This is a genomic window from Pseudomonas sp. F-14 TE3482 (genome assembly GCF_053629455.1).
The window spans coordinates 6,186,510-6,206,325 of record NZ_JBRJII010000001.1 but is presented as its reverse complement, the minus strand read 5'-3'; the positions used below and the strand labels follow the sequence as shown (position 1 = coordinate 6,206,325).

The 19,816-nt window shown below is 57.9% G+C and carries 18 protein-coding genes; 11 read left to right on the top strand and 7 right to left on the bottom strand.

From position 1 onward, the window contains the following. The first annotated feature begins 185 nt into the window (after positions 1–185). The 6 genes from hrpA to AB7M26_RS28145 all read left to right on the top strand — a co-directional run bounded on the left by hrpA (position 186) and on the right by AB7M26_RS28145 (position 9,443). Positions 186–4,097 carry an ATP-dependent RNA helicase HrpA gene (gene hrpA, locus AB7M26_RS28170; protein ID WP_123501118.1) on the top strand — a complete coding sequence of 1,304 codons (3,912 nt, stop codon included), beginning with the start codon at positions 186–188 and terminating at the stop codon, positions 4,095–4,097. A 307-nt stretch (positions 4,098–4,404) separates the two neighbouring features. After that, positions 4,405–5,526 (top strand): beta-ketoacyl-ACP synthase III, encoded by a 1,122-nt coding sequence (locus tag AB7M26_RS28165; RefSeq protein ID WP_123501120.1) that lies wholly within the window; start codon positions 4,405–4,407, stop codon positions 5,524–5,526. A gap of 223 nt (positions 5,527–5,749) precedes the next feature. Further along, positions 5,750–6,364, top strand: a complete 615-nt coding sequence (locus AB7M26_RS28160; protein WP_123501122.1) for an RNA polymerase sigma factor — start codon at positions 5,750–5,752, stop codon at positions 6,362–6,364. Beyond that, positions 6,358–6,594, top strand: coding sequence for an anti-sigma factor family protein (locus AB7M26_RS28155; protein ID WP_123501124.1), 237 nt, complete (start codon positions 6,358–6,360; stop codon positions 6,592–6,594). The genes AB7M26_RS28160 and AB7M26_RS28155 overlap by 7 nt, the downstream gene beginning before the upstream one ends. Before the next feature lie 232 nt (positions 6,595–6,826). Beyond that, the gene (locus tag AB7M26_RS28150; RefSeq protein WP_123501126.1) at positions 6,827–8,170 is read left to right on the top strand and encodes an OprO/OprP family phosphate-selective porin; all 1,344 of its coding nucleotides are present in this window, start codon (positions 6,827–6,829) and stop codon (positions 8,168–8,170) included. Between the two features lie 148 nt (positions 8,171–8,318). Further along, a complete protein-coding gene (locus AB7M26_RS28145; RefSeq protein WP_123501128.1) occupies positions 8,319–9,443 on the top strand; it encodes a GNAT family N-acetyltransferase in 1,125 nt (374 codons plus the stop codon). A gap of 43 nt (positions 9,444–9,486) precedes the next feature. On the opposite strand, the gene AB7M26_RS28140 is transcribed toward AB7M26_RS28145, so the two are convergent. From AB7M26_RS28140 to AB7M26_RS28125, 4 genes are all read right to left on the bottom strand, one after another. After that, entirely contained in the window at positions 9,487–10,176 is a 690-nt protein-coding gene (locus AB7M26_RS28140) for a dTMP kinase (protein WP_123501130.1), read from the bottom strand. Between the two features lie 238 nt (positions 10,177–10,414). Further along, entirely contained in the window at positions 10,415–11,473 is a 1,059-nt protein-coding gene (locus AB7M26_RS28135) for a hypothetical protein (protein ID WP_123501132.1), read from the bottom strand. A 291-nt stretch (positions 11,474–11,764) separates the two neighbouring features. Further along, a complete protein-coding gene (locus AB7M26_RS28130; RefSeq protein ID WP_429387175.1) occupies positions 11,765–12,370 on the bottom strand; it encodes a pyridoxamine 5'-phosphate oxidase family protein in 606 nt (201 codons plus the stop codon). Between the two features lie 18 nt (positions 12,371–12,388). Next, on the bottom strand, positions 12,389–12,874 hold the full coding sequence (locus AB7M26_RS28125) for a GNAT family N-acetyltransferase (RefSeq protein WP_123495729.1): 486 nt from the start codon (positions 12,872–12,874) through the stop codon (positions 12,389–12,391). A 141-nt stretch (positions 12,875–13,015) separates the two neighbouring features. Between AB7M26_RS28125 and AB7M26_RS28120 the strand changes: the two genes are divergently transcribed. The 3 genes from AB7M26_RS28120 to AB7M26_RS28110 all read left to right on the top strand — a co-directional run bounded on the left by AB7M26_RS28120 (position 13,016) and on the right by AB7M26_RS28110 (position 15,211). Further along, positions 13,016–13,441, top strand: coding sequence for a YybH family protein (locus AB7M26_RS28120; protein ID WP_007898742.1), 426 nt, complete (start codon positions 13,016–13,018; stop codon positions 13,439–13,441). Positions 13,442–13,554: 113 nt separating this feature from the next. Beyond that, complete coding sequence (locus AB7M26_RS28115; protein WP_008071916.1) at positions 13,555–13,899, top strand: YciI family protein; 345 nt, start codon at positions 13,555–13,557, stop codon at positions 13,897–13,899. 76 nt (positions 13,900–13,975) lie between these two features. Then, positions 13,976–15,211 (top strand): RNA polymerase sigma factor, encoded by a 1,236-nt coding sequence (locus AB7M26_RS28110; protein WP_429387170.1) that lies wholly within the window; start codon positions 13,976–13,978, stop codon positions 15,209–15,211. A 139-nt stretch (positions 15,212–15,350) separates the two neighbouring features. Here the strand turns inward: AB7M26_RS28110 and AB7M26_RS28105 are convergent, their stop codons facing one another. Continuing rightward, a complete protein-coding gene (locus AB7M26_RS28105; RefSeq protein ID WP_429387168.1) occupies positions 15,351–16,205 on the bottom strand; it encodes a LysR family transcriptional regulator in 855 nt (284 codons plus the stop codon). Between the two features lie 91 nt (positions 16,206–16,296). On the opposite strand from AB7M26_RS28105, the gene AB7M26_RS28100 reads away from it, so the two are divergent. After that, entirely contained in the window at positions 16,297–16,734 is a 438-nt protein-coding gene (locus AB7M26_RS28100; protein ID WP_429387165.1) for a multidrug/biocide efflux PACE transporter, read from the top strand. Positions 16,735–16,777: 43 nt separating this feature from the next. On the opposite strand, the gene AB7M26_RS28095 is transcribed toward AB7M26_RS28100, so the two are convergent. Beyond that, on the bottom strand, positions 16,778–17,536 hold the full coding sequence (locus AB7M26_RS28095) for an SDR family NAD(P)-dependent oxidoreductase (protein WP_123495740.1): 759 nt from the start codon (positions 17,534–17,536) through the stop codon (positions 16,778–16,780). A 120-nt stretch (positions 17,537–17,656) separates the two neighbouring features. On the opposite strand from AB7M26_RS28095, the gene AB7M26_RS28090 reads away from it, so the two are divergent. Then, entirely contained in the window at positions 17,657–18,553 is an 897-nt protein-coding gene (locus AB7M26_RS28090) for a LysR family transcriptional regulator (protein WP_123495742.1), read from the top strand. Between the two features lie 123 nt (positions 18,554–18,676). Here the strand turns inward: AB7M26_RS28090 and AB7M26_RS28085 are convergent, their stop codons facing one another. Beyond that, complete coding sequence (locus AB7M26_RS28085) at positions 18,677–19,699, bottom strand: transporter (RefSeq protein ID WP_427625486.1); 1,023 nt, start codon at positions 19,697–19,699, stop codon at positions 18,677–18,679. Between the last annotated feature and the right edge of the window lie 117 nt (positions 19,700–19,816).

The following is a 19,816-nucleotide window of genomic DNA, read 5'->3' as shown; positions in this document are numbered from 1 at the left end:
CCGTTGGGTCGCGAAGCGACCCCAAAACCATTCATCTCGAAGCTTCAGGCAAGCCGCGATGACAGGATTACGACTGCTTCGCAGCCGAGCGGGAGCAAGCTCCCTCGCCACAAAAGCGCGTCACTCCGTCCCCTAAATCTGCGACAATCCGCCCCCTGCGCCACTAGACGACTTTTGCGTACCTGATGACTGACGAATCGCCTTCAATCGACAAACTGCTGAAAAACCTCGATCACGCCATGCTCGCCGACCGCCACCGGCTGCGGCGGCAGTTGCTGGAGCTGCGCAAGAAACCTGACGAGGCCAAGCTGGCCCAGTGGGTGACGCGCACGCAGGCGTCCTGCGATCAGGTGTTGGCGCGGCGCGCCAGCCTGCCGGTGATTCGTTACGATGACAGCCTGCCAATCGCCGCCAAGCGCGACGAAATCAAAGCGGCGCTGCTCAAGCATCAGGTGCTGATCATTGCCGGCGAAACCGGGTCGGGTAAAACCACCCAGTTGCCGAAAATCTGCCTGGAAATCGGTCGCGGCCAGCACGGCCTGATCGGCCACACCCAGCCCCGTCGAATCGCCGCCCGCAGTGTGGCGAGCCGGGTCGCTGAAGAATTGGCGACGCCGTTGGGCGCGTTGGTCGGCTATCAGGTGCGGTTCGAGGATCAGAGCGATGCCAACACCCTGATCAAACTGATGACCGACGGCATCCTGCTGGCGGAAACCCAGAACGACCGCTACCTCGAACGCTACGACACGATCATCGTCGACGAAGCCCACGAACGCAGCCTGAACATCGACTTCCTGCTCGGTTACCTGAAAACCCTGCTGCCGCGTCGTCCGGACCTGAAAGTCATCATCACCTCGGCCACCATCGACCTGGAGCGTTTCTCCAAGCATTTCGATGATGCACCAATCGTCGAGGTCTCCGGTCGTACCTTCCCGGTGGAAACCTGGTACCGCCCGCTGACCCAGGAGCAGGATGAGGAGGGCAACCGCGTCGAGGATGACCTGACCGTGGATCAGGCGATTCTCGTCACCCTCGACGAGATTGCCGCGTTCGAACGCAGCGAGCGCAAGAGCCCGGGCGATGTGCTGGTGTTCCTGCCCGGCGAGCGCGAGATTCGCGATGCGGCCGACATGCTGCGCAAGGCCCAGCTCAAACACACCGAGATTCTGCCGTTGTACGCGCGGCTGTCGCCGGCCGAGCAGCAGCGGATTTTCCAGTCTCACCCTGGACGTCGCGTGGTACTGGCGACCAACGTCGCCGAAACCTCGCTGACGGTGCCGGGCATTCGTTACGTGATCGACAGCGGCACCGCGCGCATCAGCCGTTACAGCTACCGCGCCAAGGTGCAGCGCCTGCCCATCGAAGCGATTTCCCAGGCCAGCGCCAACCAGCGTAAAGGTCGTTGCGGGCGGGTCGAACCGGGTATTTGCATCCGCCTCTACAGCGAAGAAGATTTCATCGGTCGGCCGGAATTTACCGACCCGGAAATCCTGCGTACTAACCTCGCGGCGGTGATTCTGCAGATGCTTCATCTGCGCCTCGGCGAGATCACCGATTTCCCGTTTATCGAGCCGCCAGATGGCAAGGCGATCAGCGACGGTTTCAACCTGCTTCAAGAACTCTCGGCGGTGGATCGCAACAGTCAGCTGACGCCACTCGGTCGCCAACTGGCGCGGTTGCCGGTGGACCCGCGCATGGGCCGCATGCTGCTGGAAGCGGCGAAACTTGGCAGCTTGCAGGAAGTGCTGATCGTCGCCAGTGCCATGTCGATTCAGGACCCGCGCGAGCGTCCGCCGGAGCGTCAGCAAGCCGCCGATCAGGCCCACGCGCAGTGGAAAGACGTGGACTCGGACTTCGCCGGGCTGGTTAATCTGTGGCGTGGTTTTGAAGAGCAACGCCAGGCCTTGACCGCCAGCCCGCTGCGCAATTGGTGCCGCAAGAACTTCCTGAATTACCTGCGTCTGCGCGAGTGGCGCGACTCCCATCGGCAGTTGAGTCTGATCTGCCGCGACATGCAGTTGAGCCTCAACAAAGAGCCGGCGGATTACCCGAAACTGCACAAAGCCGTGCTCTCGGGGCTGCTCAGCCAGATCGGTCAGAAAACCGATGAAGGCGATTACCTCGGTGCCCGTCAGCGGCGCTTCTGGATTCACCCGTCGTCGGGCCTTGGCAAGAAGCGTCCGCAATGGCTGATGACCGCCGAACTGGTGGAAACCACCAAACTCTACGCGCGGATGGTCGCCAAGATCGACGCCGACTGGATCGAGCCGCTGGCCGGGCACCTGATCAAGAAAAACCACTTCGAACCCCATTGGGAGAAGAAGCGCGGTCAGGTCGTGGCCTTCGAGCAAATCACCCTGTTCGGGCTGATCGTGGTCGGGCGCCGGCCGGTGCATTACGGGCCGATCGATCCGGTGGTGTCTCGTGAATTTTTTATTCGCGAAGGTCTGGTGCGCGGCGAGATTCAATCCAAAGCCAAATGTCTGACGGCCAACCAGAAATTGCTGGAACAGTTGGATGAACTGGAAGCCAAGGCGCGCCGCCGCGACATCCTCGCCGACGAAGAAACCTTGTTCGCCTTCTACGATGCGCGACTGCCAGCAGAGATTCACCAGACCGCGACCTTCGACAGTTGGTACCGGGTCAACAGTCAGAAAGACCCGCAGCTGCTGATCATGCGCGAAGAAGACGTGCTGGCCCGCGAAGCCAGTGAAGTCACCGCCGCGCATTACCCGGACACCCTGCACATCGGTGATCTGGAACTGGCGCTGAGTTATCACTTTGAACCCAACCATCCTCGCGACGGCGTGACCTTGCGCGTGCCGGCACCGTTGTTGCCGATGCTGCCGTCGGAACGACTGGAATGGCTGGTGCCGGGCGTGATCGAGGCTAAGTGCATTGCGCTGGTGCGCAACCTGCCTAAAGCGTTGCGCAAGAATTTCGTGCCGGTGCCGGACTTCGTCAAAGCCGCGTTGCAGCGCATCACATTTGCCGAGGGCTCGTTGCCTCAGGCGTTGGGCCGCGAGTTGCTGCGCATGACCGGCGCGCGGGTCAGCGATGAAGCCTGGGCCGAAGCCTCGCAACAGGTTGAAAGCCATTTACGGATGAACCTGGAAATCGTCGACGGTCAGGGCAAGTTCCTCGGCGAAGGCCGTGACTTGGCCGAGCTGACCGCACGCTTTGCCGAGGCCAGTCAGGCTGCGTTGGCGGTGCCGCAAACGGCGAAGAGCCAACAACCGGTGGAGCCAAAAGTCTTTGCCGCCGTGGCCGAGAAAACCCAGCAGAAAATCGCCGGGCTATCGATGACGGTGTATCCGGCGCTGGTGGAAGAGGGCGGGACTGTCAAGGAAGGTCGATTCTCGACTCCGGCCGAAGCCGAGTTCCAGCATCGCCGGGCCTTGCAGCGTTTGCTGATGCAGCAATTGGCGGAACCGGCAAAGTTCCTGCGCAGCAAGTTGCCGGGGCTGACCGAGTTGGGCCTGATGTACCGCGACATGGGGCGAGTCGACAGCCTGGTGGAAGACATTCTGCTGGCCAGTCTCGACAGCTGCATTCTCGAGGGCGAAGACCCATTGCCACGGGATGGCGCCGGGCTGGCGTCGCTGGCCGAACGCAAGCGCGGAGGCTGGACCGAGCACGCCGAACGGTTGGCCAAGCTGACGCTGGAGATTCTCAAGCTGTGGCACGGCCTGCAAAAACGCTTCAAGGGCAAGATCGACCTGGCGCAAGCTGTGGCCTTGAACGACATCAAACAGCAGCTCAGCCATCTGGTGTATCCGGGGTTCGTGCGCGAAACGCCGATGCCGTGGCTCAAGGAGCTGCCGCGTTACCTCAAGGCCGTCGAGCAACGTTTCGAAAAACTCGGCGCTCAGGTGCAGAAAGACCGGGTCTGGAGCGGCGAATTGTCCGGCCTCTGGGCCCAATACCAGACCCGCGCCAACAAACACGCCCAGGAAGGCAAACGCGATCCGCAACTGGAACTCTATCGCTGGTGGCTGGAGGAATACCGGGTTTCGCTGTTCGCGCAGCAATTGGGGACCAAGGTGCCGATCTCCGACAAGCGCCTGAACAAGCAATGGAGCCAGGTCGAACCATAACCTTGTGGGAGCGGGCTTGCCCGCGATGGCGGCCTGCCGTTCAACATAAATGTTAAATGTGATGGCCTCATCGCGGGCAAGCCCGCTCCCACAGGTTTGCGTTTGCTCTTGCAAAAGGCGCCAAAAGCCAGCGTTTATGGCAAACTTCGCGCCTATAAACGCCAGCCCCGCGGTTTTGAGCCTCCACGGGCCCGGGCGGATCGGAATAAAGCGATGCCAGGTTTGCGTCCGGAGCCTGGAATAGACCCTTTGTGTGTTGGTACGTCGGTGCCAGCGCTTTCTGCCTGAACAGATTAGAGAAACGACCATGCATAACGTCGTCATCAGCGGCACCGGCCTGTACACCCCGGCCAACAGCATTTCCAATGAAGAGCTGGTGCAGTCTTTCAACGCTTACGTCGCGCAGTTCAACGCCGACAACGCCGACGCCATCGCGCGCGGCGAAGTCGAGGCATTGACCGAATCCAACGCGGCGTTTATCGAAAAAGCGTCCGGCATCAAAAGCCGCTTTGTCATGGACAAGGACGGCATTCTCGATCCGCAGCGCATGGCACCACGCCTGCCAGAACGTTCCAACGACGAGTGGTCGGTGCTTTGCCAGATGGCCATCGGTGCGGCCGAACAAGCCTTGCAGCGTGCCGGCAAGACCGCCGCTGACATCGACGGTGTGATCGTCGCCTGCTCCAACCTGCAACGTGCCTACCCGGCCATCGCCATCGAAGTCCAGGAAGCGCTGGGCATCCAGGGTTTCGGTTTCGACATGAACGTCGCCTGTTCCTCGGCGACCTTCGGCATCCAGGCAGCGGCCAACAGCGTGCAACTGGGCCAGGCCCGGGCGATCCTGATGGTCAACCCGGAAGTCTGTACCGGTCACCTGAATTTCCGCGACCGCGACAGCCACTTCATCTTCGGCGACGCCGCCACCGCAGTGATCATCGAACGTGCGGATCTGGCGACGTCCAAGTACCAGTTCGACGTGGTCAGCACCAAACTGCTGACCAAGTTCTCCAACAACATCCGCAACAACTTCGGCTTCCTCAACCGCGCTGCGGAAGAGGGCATCGGTGCCCCCGACAAACTGTTCGTCCAGGAAGGCCGCAAGGTGTTCCGCGATGTCTGCCCGATGGTCGCCGAGCTGATCGCCACGCACCTGCAAGAAAACCAGCTCAACGTCAGCGACGTGAAGCGCTTCTGGCTGCACCAGGCCAACCTCAGCATGAACCACCTGATCGTCAAGAAGCTGCTGGGCCGCGAAGCCACCGAAGAAGAAGCCCCGGTGATTCTCGACACCTATGCCAACACCAGCTCTGCCGGTTCGGTGATTTCGTTTCACAAGAATCAGGACGATCTGGTCAGCGGTTCGCTGGCGGTACTCAGCTCGTTCGGCGCCGGCTACTCGATCGGTAGCGTGATTCTGCGCAAGCGCTGAGTGCGCCTGATTGTGGTGAGAGGGCTGTTGTGGCGGGGGGGCTTGTCGGAACGCCGCATCGCCCCGTTCGGCTGCGAAGCAGTCGTAAACCCATTATCGCGGTTTGCCTGAAATGGTCCGCGCTGGCTGATTTTGGGGCGGCTTCGCCACCCAACGGGGGCACCCCCCCTCGCCACAATGTTGTCTGATGCTGGAACATCGATGGTTCTGAAACGAGGTTTGCATGGCCGCAGCTGACGACACCTTATTGCTCGAACGCCTGTTGGCGGGCGAGCAGAGGGCTTTCAAGGAACTGGTCAGCACCTACCAGAGCGCCATGCGCGCGGTGGCCTATGCCATTGTCGGCAACCGACACGTCGACGAGGTGGTACAGGATGCCTGGCTGTCGGTGGTGCGCAATCTCGGCGGGTTCGAGGGGCGTTCGAGCCTCAAGACCTGGCTGCTGACCATCACCGCCAACACGGCCAAGAGCCGCTACAAGCAAAACCGCCGGGAAGTGCTGCTCGATGACCTGCCGTCGCCTCACGGCACCCTCGATGACGATCGTTTTTCATCGACGGATGGACATTGGCTGGTGGCGCCGTACGCTTGGCATCAGGACACGCCAGAGGCCCTGTTGACCGAAAACGAGTTGCGCGAATGTCTGGAGCACACGCTGCTCAGCCTGTCGGAACTGCAAAGCAGTGTTTTGCTGTTGCGTGAGCGACAGGGGCTGGAGTTGGAGGAGATCTGTAATCTTCTGGAGATCTCGCTCTCCAATGTTCGTGTGCTGCTGCATCGGGCACGGTTGAAGGTCTTTGCGACCGTGGAGCATTTTGAGGAAACCGGCGAATGTTGACCTGCAAGGAACAAGTGGCGCGCTCCAGTGATTATCTCGATGGCCAACTGAGTTTTCGAGAACGACTGATGATGCGACATCATTTGATGTTTTGCCCCAATTGCCGACGGTTCATTCGGCAGATGCGGTTGATGCAGGCCACCTTGAAAGTGATGCCCGAGCCGCCTGTACCTGATCTGGATGCGCTGGCTGAACGGCTTGCCAACGAACATCTGAAGAACAAACCGTAGTTTCCCCGTCCGTAACACACCCCTTCAGCCGCTCTAGCTTGCGGCTTGCAGCTCATCCCTTGGCGCTGCTTTTCTGTTATTTCGATTCGAAGTAAAAAAGTTCCCCTGTCATAAAATCTTTATCTATCAGCAACCCGGCTGAAATACCCCGCCTCCAAGATTCCCTCCCAACACAAGCGGGCCAGACCCGCGTGTTTCCAAGCTACAGACCACCAATTAGGGGAACTCTTCGATGATCCGTAAGCACTTCGCCGGTTTTGCCGCCAGCGCATTGGCCATGGCAGTAACCGCCCAGGCTTTCGCTGGCACCGTCACCACTGACGGCGCCGATATCGTAGTCAAAACCAAGGGCGGCCTCGAAGTCGCCACCACCGATAAAGAATTCAGCTTCAAACTCGGCGGTCGCTTGCAGGCTGACTACAGCCAGTTCGATGGTGTCTACACCCGAAACGGCGATACCGCTGACGCGGCCTACATCCGTCGTGGCTTCCTGGAACTGTCTGGTGTGCTGTACACCGATTGGGCTTACACCATCAACTACGACTTCTCCCACAACAGCGGTGATTCCGATAACGGTTACTTCGACGAAGCGTCGTTGGCCTACAACGGCTTCAAACCGGTCTCGATCAAAGTCGGTCGTTTCGACCCGGACTTCGGCCTGGAAAAAGCCACCAGCTCGAAGTGGGTCACTGCGCCAGAACGCAACATGGCGTACGACATGGTCGATTGGGCGAACAGCCACCAGAATGGTCTGGGCCTGCAAGCCTCCAGCACCTTCGCTGATTCGTTCTACGCTTCCGCCGGCGTGTTCAGCAAAGACACCGACGATACCGATGGCAACAGCGTTAAACAGGCCAACGGCCGTTTTGTCTTCGCGCCGATGCATGACGCCGGCAACGTGCTGCACTTCGGTGTGAACGTGGCTTCCCGTGATGTCTCCGACACGGCTTTCGATTCGCGTTATCGCACCCGCATGGGCATGCGTGGCGTAGAAACCCTCGGCGGCAACGATGCCGGCACCAACGGTAACCGACCAGTGCTGGGCGGCAGTTCCTCGTCACCGGCCGGCTCCTATGACCGTGACGACGCTTACGGCCTGGAAGCCGCATTCGCCATGGGCCCGGCCTCGATCCAGGGTGAATACATCGCCCGCAAAACCAAGGCCGATGACAGCAGCCGTGAAGACATCAAAGGTCACGGTTTCTACGTTCAGGGTGCCTACACCCTCACCGGCGAAGCCCGTGGCTATAAAGTCGGCAAGTTCGACGCGATCAAGCCAGCCAACAAATCCATCGGCGCCTGGGAGCTGTTCTATCGTTACGACAGCCTGACCGTCGAAGACGACAACATCACCACCGCCAGCCTGACCCGCGATGTCGGCGATGCCGAAGCCCAAGTGCATACCCTGGGCGTCAACTGGTACGCCAACGAAGCGGTGAAAATCACTGGCGCCTACCTCAAGGCCAAGACGGACAACGTGACCAATGCCACAGCGGCCAGCGGCACGACGCCTGCCCGTCGCACCGGTGATGACAGCGGTGACGGCTTCGTGGTCCGCGCTCAATACGTGTTCTAAATTGCAGTAAACGCTGTGAGAGCTCTTTCTTCATCCGTTAAAGCTCCTCTCGTTTAACCCCGCTTCGGCGGGGTTTTTTTGTTTCGGGTTAGGCAATCAGATAAGCGATACTCCTCCCATCTGTAGAAAATGATGGTCGGGGATACTGATGCCGCTGCAACGTCTGGAAAGTCTGTCCGAAATCGCGCCGCATACCTGGGACGCGCTGGTACCGGAAACTCAGCCGTTTCTGCGCCATGCCTTTCTGAGCGCGCTGGAAGACAGCGCCAGCCTCGGCCCGCATTCCGGCTGGCAGCCCGAGCATCTGTTGCATGTCGAAGGCGATCGCCTGATCGCCGCGCTGCCCAGTTACCGCAAGTGGCATTCCTACGGCGAGTACGTGTTCGACCATGCATGGGCCGAAGCCTGTGAGCGTGCCGGCATCGACTACTACCCCAAACTGTTGACGGCGGTGCCGTTCAGCCCGGTCAGCGGGCCGCGATTGCTGGCGGCGACGATCGAGGACGGTTTCGAACTCCTGCAGAGCCTGCCGGGTTATCTGGAAATCGAAAAACTCTCCAGCGCCCACATCAACTTCACCGATCCATTCACCGACGCGGCATTGGCCGAACAGCCAGGCTGGTTGCAGCGCATTGGCTGTCAGTACCACTGGCAGAATCGCGGCTATCGGGATTTTCAGGACTTCCTCGACGCCCTCAGTTCGCGCAAGCGCAAGCAAATGCGCAAGGAGCGTGAGCAAGTGGCGGGGCAGGGCATCGACTTCGAATGGCTGGAAGGACGGCAACTGGATCAGGCGCAGTGGGACTTTGTGTATGCCTGCTACGCCAATACCTACGCGGTGCGTCGGCAAACGCCGTACCTGACGCGGGAGTTTTTCAGTCTGTTGGCCGAGCGCATGCCGGAGTCGATCCGTGTGGTGTTGGCTAAACAGGGCTCACGACCGGTGGCCATGGCCTTCAGTCTGGTCGGTGGCGATAGCTTCTATGGCCGTTACTGGGGCTGCCTCGCGGAGTTCGATCGTCTGCATTTCGAGACTTGTTTCTATCAAGGCATGGATTACGCGATTGCCAACGGCTTTCAGCGTTTTGACGCCGGCGCTCAGGGCGAGCACAAGTTGATTCGTGGCTTTGAACCGGTGATCACCCATTCCTGGCATTACCTGCGCCACCCGGGCTTGAAGGCGGCGGTGAAAGACTTCCTTGAACGTGAGCGGGTCGGGGTCATGGGGTATGCGGAAGAGGCGAAGACTGCCTTGCCTTACCGGCAAGGCTGATCTTCGCACATGACTGAAGATTGCAGCCTTCATCTGCTGTGCTCTATGTTTTGCTGAATATATTTTTTACTGCACTCACCGCTCTATCGAGTACGGCCTCCTCACTAAGGTCGGTCGTATCGATCCTTACCCAATTTGCCAAACCACATTGTTCATAACTGGATCGAACTCGATTTTGATACGCGATGAAACTTTTAATTCGATCTTCATTACCGCCATCATAGGCCCCACTCTCGCTAAGACGAAAAGATCCTTTTCTTTTCGCTGCAAGAACCGGGTCGACATCCAAAAAAATAACGGCATCAGGTTTTCTAATTGTTGAAAATATCGCTAATGCCTCTTCAGCCAAGTATGTGTCTTTAAGTAAAAAGCGTGCCAGGTATTTGTAGTACCAACCATCTGCGATGCAACTAACTCCAGAGTTGATTAACGGTCTGATGGCGGCATAATCTGTGGCTTGAAACCAAGCGGCAATTAAGCTTATCCAATGCCTGTCGCCTAATTGGTCCAGAGGGGCATTGTCCGGGTAATCCCAAAGGATTTCACGTATGCGGGACATATGAAATTCCGTATATCCTGATGATACAGGCGGTCGATTTTTATCTATATAATTCAATTCGGAATAGGACTCAAAAACCTTGTCATATGTTGCCCTTGCAACTGTAGATTTTCCTGCGCCGTCAGTGCCTTCAAATGCGATAAATATAGCTTTCCTCGCAGCTGGAAAATTCATAAAAATCCTCCCAAATAGGCTTCGGTATCTAACGAGTTTCTACCGCTCCCCTCAATTAATGGTTGAAACCCTTCTTTGCGATATATTTCTGACATTTTCTTTCCAAGCTTCATTAGGAAATCTACTGAGGGTCGCTGTCTGTTAGAGTGTTACGAGGTTTGATCGCCCGTGTTTGTCATAAATATAAAGTTAAGGCCTGAAAAATGTCGAGGTTAGCCGTGTTTGCAAGTCGCTCTTCTCAATCCCATTCTTTGAGTAGGCTAATTAAAGAGGGTGTTCCTTCCGCAGCAAAATATTTTTTCCTGAAGTAGTACTCGCACATCGATATTTTGTGTTTTGTTTGTTTTCGTTTGTTGAATTCTTTATCCAGTGCGGAAAGAGACTTTTGTGTTGATGGGTAAATTTTGGATTTTTTTAGCAGTTCTTCGATTGCTAGAAATACCAGGTCCATATATTCCAGCGTTTCTTGAATGTATGATCGGCATTCAGCCTCTGTGACCGCCCCCTGTCTGGACAAGGTAAAGAATCTATTTTTAATTTCATCAAACCCATTAACTCTGAACATGTTTGAATAAACCCACTTGTAGTGCTTGTTTGTTGTGCCTGTTAAGTAGGTAAAGCTCATTGTTGTCTTTAGCATCATATCCCGGGCTATCTCACAACCCATCCAAAGGTTTCCCGACTGCCAACAGCCTTGAACATCCTGGAATGCATAAAATACGGGAAGTTTTTCACGATGAGCTACATAAATGTGTTTCTCCAGAGGTATCTCGGACTTCAATTGATTGAATTTCTCCTCGTTCTCCAATGCATGCCCAATTAATGATCTATGAATGACGTTGTTTTCAGTGTTTGACAACACTGGGCCATAGAGGAAACGCTGATCATAAGTGATCTCATCAAATGCTTTCTCGATCTTCTTAATAATATCTTCCAGCTCGGAAAATGTTATATAGTCAGCATCAATGTGGATGCTGGTGTTACCGTAAAAATCTGTTGTGTTATGAACCTCTTCATCTTGGGTGATGTAGTGGTAGTTTATATCTGTAACCAAGGCGTGTTGGCTGTTTTTGATGTTGTTAGCTTTAGGTCGTTGATCGCATAGAATAATGCAGTCGATATCGGAATGAATGGTCCCAATCCCCTCGATTAAAGAACCTGAAATAACGAGAATGCTTGTGCTTTCTAAAAAAGCTCTTTCGCGTAGATATTTTTTTGGGATTGAGATTTTTCCATCTAATATAGAGATTTCATTGTCAAATATTTTCGATTGCGAAGTTTTTATTAGCGCGGTCATTGCCTATTACTCCCTGTGCAATGGTTTTGTAAGTTGTGAGAGGCTTCACTCCAAAATAGGTGGCAAGTATTTTACTGGGCTCGTCTCACCGCTCAGAGGTAATAGCACTCATGTACAGAACCCTAGTGTCGATATGCGCAGGTCGTCAATACTTATAAAAAAATCAGAAGTGTCTTACAGGGGTTGATGCCCAGGTATTCAATCTAGGAAAGCAACTTTGTTTTTCTTTGAAAGATTACTCCTACAGTTCATAGCCCGAGAGGCTGTAGGAGTAAAGTTGGGGGCGTCGTGTCAGTAGAGACTATCTCGCACTCTCACCGGTGCTTCCCGGTCATACGCATCGGCATCGAACTGCCCATCGTTCAGGCGCTTGTGAAACGCCCCGGCGGTCGGCAGGGCAGAGCGTTCGAGGTGTTTGTGCGGGTTCCACAGATCCGAACGCACAATCGCTTTCGAGCAGTGGAAATACGCTGCTTGCACCGTCACCAGCATCACCGTGCGTGCCGGTTTGCCATTGACTGCAAAACTCTCCAGCAACTCGGGCTCGGCGCTGATCTGCGCTGTGCCGTTGACCCGCAGTGTCTCGCCGATCCCCGGGATGATGAACAGCAGCGATACCCGCGAATCGAGCACGACATTGCGCAGCGTGTCGATGCGGTTGTTGCCCGGTCGATCCGGGATCGCCAGCGTGCGCTCATCGATAATCCGCACGAAACCCGGCGTATCGCCACGCGGCGAACCGTCCAGGCCGTCGGGGCCGACCGAGCTGATAATTACCAGTGGCGAGGCGCGGACCATCGCTTGATAGTCCTCGTTCAGAAACGGGATCTGCTTGCGCACCGCGCGGTCATGGGGCTGGCCGTAGATCGCTTCCAGCGCTTCGATTGAATTCAACATCGTTCATCCCTCTACGAATCAGAAAACCAGCCCCATCCGCCGTTCATAACCGATCCGGCCTTTGTACGCTTCGCCGCTGTCGACAAAGCCATACTTGGCATACAGCGCGATGGCCGACTCATTGTCCGCATCCACCGACAGCTCCAGCCCTTTGATTTCCGGCCAGGCCTGGCGCGCAACCTCGGGCAGGGCTTGCAGGCAGGCTTTGCCATAGCCTTTGCCCTGGGCGCGGCGATCGACTTGCAGGGCGTGCAAGGTGGCGCTGTGTTCGTCGGCCCAGGCCGGCAGCACCGGCGGGCGCTTGAGCAGCAGGAAGGCCACCGGAGCATCCTCCACCAGCAGCGCGAAGCCTTTGACCCCAGGGGCTGGCTTGGACAGCAAAGTGTGCAATGCACCATGGATGTCGCCGGAGAATCGGATTTGTTCGGCGTGGATTTCGATCGCCTCGACCTGTTGACGCTGCAGGGCGTTCAGGCTTTCGTAAGGCACGAGTCGGGCTGTCACTGGAGTGTCCTTTTTCCAACGGGAATGAGCTTCGGATTCTAGCGAATTTGCTCCCATGGATTATTTTTATTTCGGTTGTCGATTTGGCTGTTCGCCAGACGACTAAGGGTGTCTTCAACAAAAAAACCACGGAGAACCATCATGAACGCTCAGACACAAATTCATAACCTGATCGAGAACTATCGTCAGGCGGTCATCGCCAAGGACGTGGAAAAGGTCATGGCCCTGTACGCCGATGACATCGTCTCCTTCGATGCCGTCAAAGCCCTGCAATTCAAGGGCAAGGCGGCCTACCGTGCGCATTGGCAGGAATGCATGGAGATGTGCCCTGGCCCGCACATTTTCGAGTTCCACGAGATCGACATTGTGCCGTCGCAGGAGATCGCTTTCGCGCACTGGCTGGCGCATTGCGGCGGCACCAATGAAAAGGGTGAAACCCAGGCCTGCTGGATGCGCGTCACCGCGTGCTACCGCCAGGAAGCGGGGCTATGGCAGATCGTCCACGAACACTGGTCGGCGCCGTTCGACATGACAAGCGGCGCGGCGCTGTTCAATCTGGAGCCCTGATGGTCGGTCTGATTTGCCGGGCTGTTTATCGGAAAGCAGCGCCAAAGCGCCCATCTGCAGCCATAGTTGATCCGTTCGATCAGGGCACAGTCCCCAAGAAATGGAGAGCCCCCATGAAGTATTTATGCCTGGTCTATAGCAATGAGCAGGAATTGCACTCGCTGCCCGAAAGCCCCCAGGACGCCGAGTGCATGGCCTACGCCGAATCGATCCAGGGCAGTGGGCGGATGCTCGCCGCCGAAGCGCTGGAGTCGGTGCAGACTGCGACCACCGTGCGCATGCGCAACGGCAAGATGTCGATCACCGATGGCCCGTTCGCTGAAACCAAGGAGCAATTGGCAGGCTTCTATTTGATCGATGCCAAGGACCTCAATGAAGCCCTCCAGGTCGCCGGCAATATTCCGGCGGCCCGGGTCGGCTGTGTCGAGGTGCGGCCCGTTCGCCAGTTGAATCCCTGAATAACCGGCACAACAGGAGTTCTTTGATGAGTCTGCCACCGTTGCAAAGAAAACCCGCCGAAGGCACGCCGCACTGATGCCTGGCGAGTCGGTACGAGCGCGAGTCGAGCAGGTCTACCGCCAAGACTCGCGGCGGATTCTGGCGACCCTGATCCGTCTGCTCGGCGATTTCGACCTCGCCGAAGAAGCGCTGCACGAGGCGTTCTTCGTCGCGGTCGAGCGCTGGCAGCGTGACGGTGTGCCGGACAACCCGCGCACCTGGCTGGTGTCCACCGGGCGCTTCAAGGCCATCGATGTGTTGCGCCGGCGCGCGCGTTTTAATGCGTCCCGGCCGATGTTGATCGCTCAACTGGAAGCGCTGGAGCAGGCTGACTGGAGTGATGAAGATGTGGAAGACGATCGCCTGCGGCTGATCTTCACCTGTTGTCACCCGGCACTGGCGGCGGACGCTCAAGTGCCGTTGACCTTGCGCGAAGTCTGCGACCTGACCACCGAAGAAATCGCCCGGGCCTTTCTCTCGGCACCGGCCACTATCGCCCAGCGCATCGTGCGGGCCAAGGCGAAGATTCGTGACGCGAAAATCCCTTATCAGGTGCCCACCCTGACGGAACTGCCCGAACGTCTCGACAGTGTGCTGCGGGTGATTTACCTGGTGTTCAACGAAGGCTACTCGGCGTCTATCGGCAACGAATTGACCCGCGAAGACCTGACGCGTGAAGCGATTCGTCTCGGTCGGTTGTTGATGGAATTGCTTCCCGAACCGGAGGTGATGGGGTTGCTGGCGCTGATGCTGTTGCATGAGTCCCGGCGCCCGGCCAGGACCTCATCGAGCGGTGAACTGATTGTGCTGGATGAACAGGATCGCTCGTTGTGGGATGCCGAGCTGATTGCCGAAGGCTGCGCATTGGTGGAACGGGCGCTGACAATGCGGCGCTTCGGGCCTTATTGCCTGCAAGCGGCGATTGCGGCGGTACATGCCGAAGCGCTCACGGCCGCGCAGACAGACTGGCCGCAGATTGTCGGTCTGTATGACGTGCTGCTGCGGGCCGTGCCGTCACCGGTGATCGAACTCAACCGCGCGGCGGCGCTGGCCAAGCGCGATGGGCCATTGGCGGGGTTGCTGCTGATCGAAGGGATTCTGGCGCGGGGCGAATTGCTGGATTACCACCTGGCGCATTCGGCGCGGGCAGAGTTTTACCGGCAGTTGGGGAGGGTGGAAGAGGCGCGAGCGGCGTATGAGCGGGCGCTGGAATTGACGCAGCAAGTGCCAGAGCGGCGGTTTATTGAGGGGCGAATACGGGAGTTGGGATGATCATGGATGTGTGGTGCGGCGGCTGGCCTCTTCGCGAGCAAGCCCGCTCCCACAGTGGATCGATGATGTGCACAAAATCTGTGTCCGGCGCAGAACCCTGTGGGAGCGAGGCTTGCCCGCGATAAGGGCCGCAGGACCTTCACTCCAGCATCTTGCTCAATAACCAACTCCCCGCCGGCCCCGGCGGATGCAGCCGCGACCACAGCGCATCGACGTACACCGCTTTCGGCCAGCCGCGCACATTCAGTTCCATCAATGACCCGGCCCCGAACCGCCCCACCAACCAGCGGGGCAGCGGTGCCCAGCCGAACCCGCCTTGGGCCATTTCCAGCAACATCAGGTAACTCGGTGCCGACCAGACACGCCCCTTCGCCCTGCTTTCATACGGATTGACGATCGTCGCCAGACGCAGCTCGCGGTGCTGTTGCAGCACGTCCTGATCGATGTCACTCAGTTTCGCCAACGGGTGAGCGTGGGACACGAACAGAGCGATTTCCGTGCGCTCGTCCACCGTCGAACTGACCAGGTCTGGTGGGTAACTGTCCTGCATCTCGGCGAAGGCAACATGCGCTCGACCGCGTTGCACCAGTGCCACCAGGTCATCACATTCAGCGATCAGGCATTCCAATTCCAGGTCTGGATAGCGCTGCTCAAAAGCACTGAGCGTCGCTTCAAAACGGTTGGACTGGTAAGTGTCGGAAATCGCCACGGTCAGCTTCGGCTCGACACCTTGGGACAGTTGGCTGGCGGTCATTTCCAGACGGCTGGTGGCGGCCAGAATCTCCTCGGCCCGCTGCAACATGACATGCCCGGCCGGGGTGAGGCTCGGCTTGCGGCTGCTGCGGTCGAAGAGGACAAGGTTCAGGTCGATTTCCAGGCTGGCCACGGCGGCGCTGATGGTCGACTGACTGCGGCCGAGCTTGCGCGCCGCAGCAGAAAACGAGCCTTGAGTCGCCGCCTGGACAAACGCCAGCAGCACTTCGTGGGAAGCCATAAACTATCGCCTTGGTCGATGGTTATTGGTTATGAAGTATCGGCGTGATAACAGATCATGGCAACCACAGTCACTCAGGGGAGCCATGGCTATGAACGCCAACAAATCCATCACTGAACGAATTTTCCAGGCCATCGGTTTCGAACTGCTGGCGATATTGATCTGTACCCCGCTGCTGGCCTGGATCATGGACAAACCCATGCTGGAAATGGGCGCGGTCACCATGGCCATTGCAGCCCTTGCGCTGGCCTGGAACGTGGTCTTCAACGGCCTGTTCGACCGGTTGCTCAAGCGCTTTGCGATTGTGCATAACGCTGGGGTGCGTGTGGTGCATGCGTTGTTGTTCGAAGGCGGCCTGGTCGCGTTCGGCGTGCCGTTGATTGCCTGGTGGCTGAAGGTCAGCCTGTGGCAGGCGTTCCTGCTGGATATCGGTGTGCTGCTGTTTTTCCTGCCGTACACCTACGTCTATCACTGGGGCTACGACGTGGTGCGTGAGCGGCTGTTGGTGCGCAGGGCTTTGGAAGGGTAAAAGCAAAGATCGCAGCCTGGGGCTGCGATCTTTTGATCTTTGCTTACAGAAACATCCCCCCCGAAGCCTCGACGCGCTGCCCGTTGATCCACTGGCCACCCGGCGCCAGCAGCAACGCAATCGCGCCCCCGATATCGTCAGGTTTACCTACACGACCCAACGCTGTATTGCCGGCGACGTAGCTGTTCACGTCGTTATTATCGCGCACTGTCCCACCGCCGAAATCGGTTTCGATGGCGCCCGGTGCCAGCGTATTCACCGCAATATTGCGCGCACCGAGTTCCTTGGCCTGGTAGCGCGTCAGCACTTCCATCGCGCCCTTCATCGCCGCGTAGGCGCCATAACCCGGCAGGCTGAAGCGGGTCAGGCCGCTGGAAATATTGATGATGCGCCCACCGTCAGCCATCAACGGCAGCAGGCTTTGAGTGAGGAAAAACGGTCCCTTCAAATGGACGTTCATCAACAAGTCGAACTGCGCCACCGTGGTGTCGACGAAGTTCGCGTGAATGCCGACGCCTGCGTTGTTGATCAGGAAATCGAAATGCTGGCGGTCGAAGTGTTCGCGCAACACCTCTCCAACCCGGGTGCTGAAATCGGCGAAGTGTTCACTCTGGCCGACGTCGAGTTGCAGCATGGCGGCGCGGCCACCGAGTTTTTCTATCTCCGCGACCAGTGCCTGCGCATCGCCAGCCTGGCGGTTGTAGGTGCCGATGATGTCGATGCCTTGCGCTGCCAGATGTAGGGCGGTGCTTTTGCCAAGACCGCGACTGGCGCCGGTGATCAATGCGATTTTACGGTTCATGGGATGTCCTCAGAGCAGTGAGTGATGATGTGGAGAAAGTTTATTTATCCGCCTCATGGTGATAAACAGGTTGGAATCGGAATCACTGGTCGGTTAATCCGAACAATAGAAGGTCGGCCCATGAACAAACTGGAACTGCTGCGCACCTTCGTTCGCGTCAGCGAAATGTCGAGTTTTACCCTGGCGGGTGAAAGCCTGGGCTTGCCCAGGTCTACGGTGTCCGAGCACATCCAGGCCCTGGAAACGCTGCTGGGCACGCGTCTGCTGCAACGCACCACACGCAAGGTTCAGGCGACGCAGGACGGTCTGGTGTTGTACGAACGCAGCAAGGATTTGCTGTCGCACATGGATGAAATCGAGGGGTTGTTTCGCCAGGACGAGGCTTCACTCATCGGGAGGATTCGTATCGACATGCCGAACATCCTGGCCCGTCGCGTGGTGATGCCGCGCTTGCCGGAATTCATGGCGCGGCACCCTCATCTGGAACTCGAAATCAGCAGCACCGATCGCCGGGTCGATTTGCTCAGCGAAGGGTTTGACTGCGTGGTGCGGATTGGCGCGCAACCAGATCAATCGGTGGTCGCGCGTCATTTATGCGATTTCGCCATGGTCAACTGCGCCAGCCCCGCGTATTTGCAGCACTATGGCGTGCCTGAACAAGTTGAAGATCTGGCACAGCATCGGCTGGTCCATTACGTCGGTGTATTGGGCGCGCGCTCGGACGGTTTTCTGTACGAGGAGGGGGGCACACTGCATCGAGTGCCAATGGCGGGCAGCATCACGGTGAACAGCACCGACGCTTATGAGTCGGCATGCCTGGGTGGTTTCGGCTTGATTCAGGCGCCAGTGACGGGGCTGCAGTCGTACCTGCGCAGCGGCGAGTTGGTCGCGGTACTACCGCAGTTCAATGCACCGTCCATGGAAGTCTCGCTGCTCTATGCCCGGCAACGGCATTTACCATTGCGGGTCCGGGCGTTCATGGACTGGCTGGGTCAAGTCATCCAATCCACAACCTGACCCGCCTTTGTAGGAGCGAGGCTTGCCCGCGAAGAACGATAACGCGGTCGTTCGGGTAGACCGCAGCGCATTCTTCGCGGGCAAGCCTCGATCCTACAGGGGCGGTGGTGGTCATGGCAGTGATCAATAATCCTGCCGCTTGCGAAACGCCCAGCGCCCGGCAATCAGGGTAAACGTCGCGACCAGCGCCACCAGAATCCAGAACCCCTCCGGATCACCGGAAAGCGGCACGCCGCCGACGTTCATGCCGAAGAAGCCGGCAATGATGTTGATCGGCAGCGCCAGCACCGTGACCACGGTGAGGGTGAACAGCGTGCGGTTACTCTGTTCGTTGAGATTGGCGGCGATCTCTTCTTGCAACAGCTTGATCCGTTCACCGAGGGCCGTGAGGTCGTTGATGATCAGCGCAAACTCCTCGGTGGATTTGCGCAGCTCCTTGACGTCCTCCTTCTGCAACCATTGCGGTGGGCGATTGAGCAGGCGCAGCAGCGAGCCCGGCTCCAGCGCCAGCAAGCGTTGCAGGCGCACCAGCACCCGCCGATTGGCGCCCAGTTCTGCGCGGTTGGTGGACAGGCGCGAAGACAGCAGCTCATCTTCGATCTGATCGACGCTGAGGCTGGTTTTGCGCACGATCTGCGTCAGCACTTCGCCCTGATCGCGCAACAAATGCACCAGCAGCTCCAGCGGTGAGCGAAAGCATTCACCGGCCTTCACCGAAGAACGCAGCTTGTCCACCGAGTGCAGCGGTTGCAGGCGTGCGCTGACGATCAGCCGACTGCGGGCGCAGACCCACAGCGTCGAGACATCCGAGGAGACCATGCTGCTGAGGTTGAACACCACGTCGTTGACCACCGCCAGCAACGCCGAATCGACATGCTCGATGCGCGTCGAGCGAGAACCTTCGTGCAGTGCTTCGAAAAATTCATCGGGCAATGCCAGATGACTTTTCATCCAGCGCTCGCAGGCGGCATGGGCCAGATTCAGGTGCAGCCAGAGGAATTCGTCACTGTCCTCAGGTTGGTGCAGGCGGTGCAGCGCCTTGGCCGAGTCGATCTCCCGGCCACGCTCACCAGGGCGAAAACTGAAACCGTAAAGCAGGCCGAACAGGTCGGAATCGCGATGGCGCTGGTCGATGCTGTGGTTCATGAGGTCTCGCTGCGAGGAAGCGCCTGTCGCGGGTTTCACAGGTTCACTTGAGCCTCATCATCGCAACGCAACTTGAAGGTTTTGTGACGGTTGGACAGCGCCGCAAATCTACCTTCT

Coding starts and splice junctions, on each gene's coding strand:
- AB7M26_RS28135 (WP_123501132.1), bottom strand. CDS start 11,473: ATGACCGCGCTAATAAAAACTTCGCAATCGAAAATATTTGACAATGAA.
- AB7M26_RS28090 (WP_123495742.1), top strand. CDS start 17,657: ATGAACAAACTGGAACTGCTGCGCACCTTCGTTCGCGTCAGCGAAATG.
- AB7M26_RS28085 (WP_427625486.1), bottom strand. CDS start 19,699: ATGAACCACAGCATCGACCAGCGCCATCGCGATTCCGACCTGTTCGGC.
- AB7M26_RS28110 (WP_429387170.1), top strand. CDS start 13,976: ATGCCTGGCGAGTCGGTACGAGCGCGAGTCGAGCAGGTCTACCGCCAA.
- AB7M26_RS28155 (WP_123501124.1), top strand. CDS start 6,358: ATGTTGACCTGCAAGGAACAAGTGGCGCGCTCCAGTGATTATCTCGAT.
- AB7M26_RS28160 (WP_123501122.1), top strand. CDS start 5,750: ATGGCCGCAGCTGACGACACCTTATTGCTCGAACGCCTGTTGGCGGGC.
- AB7M26_RS28100 (WP_429387165.1), top strand. CDS start 16,297: ATGAACGCCAACAAATCCATCACTGAACGAATTTTCCAGGCCATCGGT.
- AB7M26_RS28145 (WP_123501128.1), top strand. CDS start 8,319: ATGCCGCTGCAACGTCTGGAAAGTCTGTCCGAAATCGCGCCGCATACC.
- AB7M26_RS28120 (WP_007898742.1), top strand. CDS start 13,016: ATGAACGCTCAGACACAAATTCATAACCTGATCGAGAACTATCGTCAG.
- AB7M26_RS28165 (WP_123501120.1), top strand. CDS start 4,405: ATGCATAACGTCGTCATCAGCGGCACCGGCCTGTACACCCCGGCCAAC.
- AB7M26_RS28105 (WP_429387168.1), bottom strand. CDS start 16,205: ATGGCTTCCCACGAAGTGCTGCTGGCGTTTGTCCAGGCGGCGACTCAA.
- hrpA (WP_123501118.1), top strand. CDS start 186: ATGACTGACGAATCGCCTTCAATCGACAAACTGCTGAAAAACCTCGAT.
- AB7M26_RS28115 (WP_008071916.1), top strand. CDS start 13,555: ATGAAGTATTTATGCCTGGTCTATAGCAATGAGCAGGAATTGCACTCG.
- AB7M26_RS28140 (WP_123501130.1), bottom strand. CDS start 10,176: ATGAATTTTCCAGCTGCGAGGAAAGCTATATTTATCGCATTTGAAGGC.
- AB7M26_RS28130 (WP_429387175.1), bottom strand. CDS start 12,370: ATGTTGAATTCAATCGAAGCGCTGGAAGCGATCTACGGCCAGCCCCAT.
- AB7M26_RS28095 (WP_123495740.1), bottom strand. CDS start 17,536: ATGAACCGTAAAATCGCATTGATCACCGGCGCCAGTCGCGGTCTTGGC.
- AB7M26_RS28150 (WP_123501126.1), top strand. CDS start 6,827: ATGATCCGTAAGCACTTCGCCGGTTTTGCCGCCAGCGCATTGGCCATG.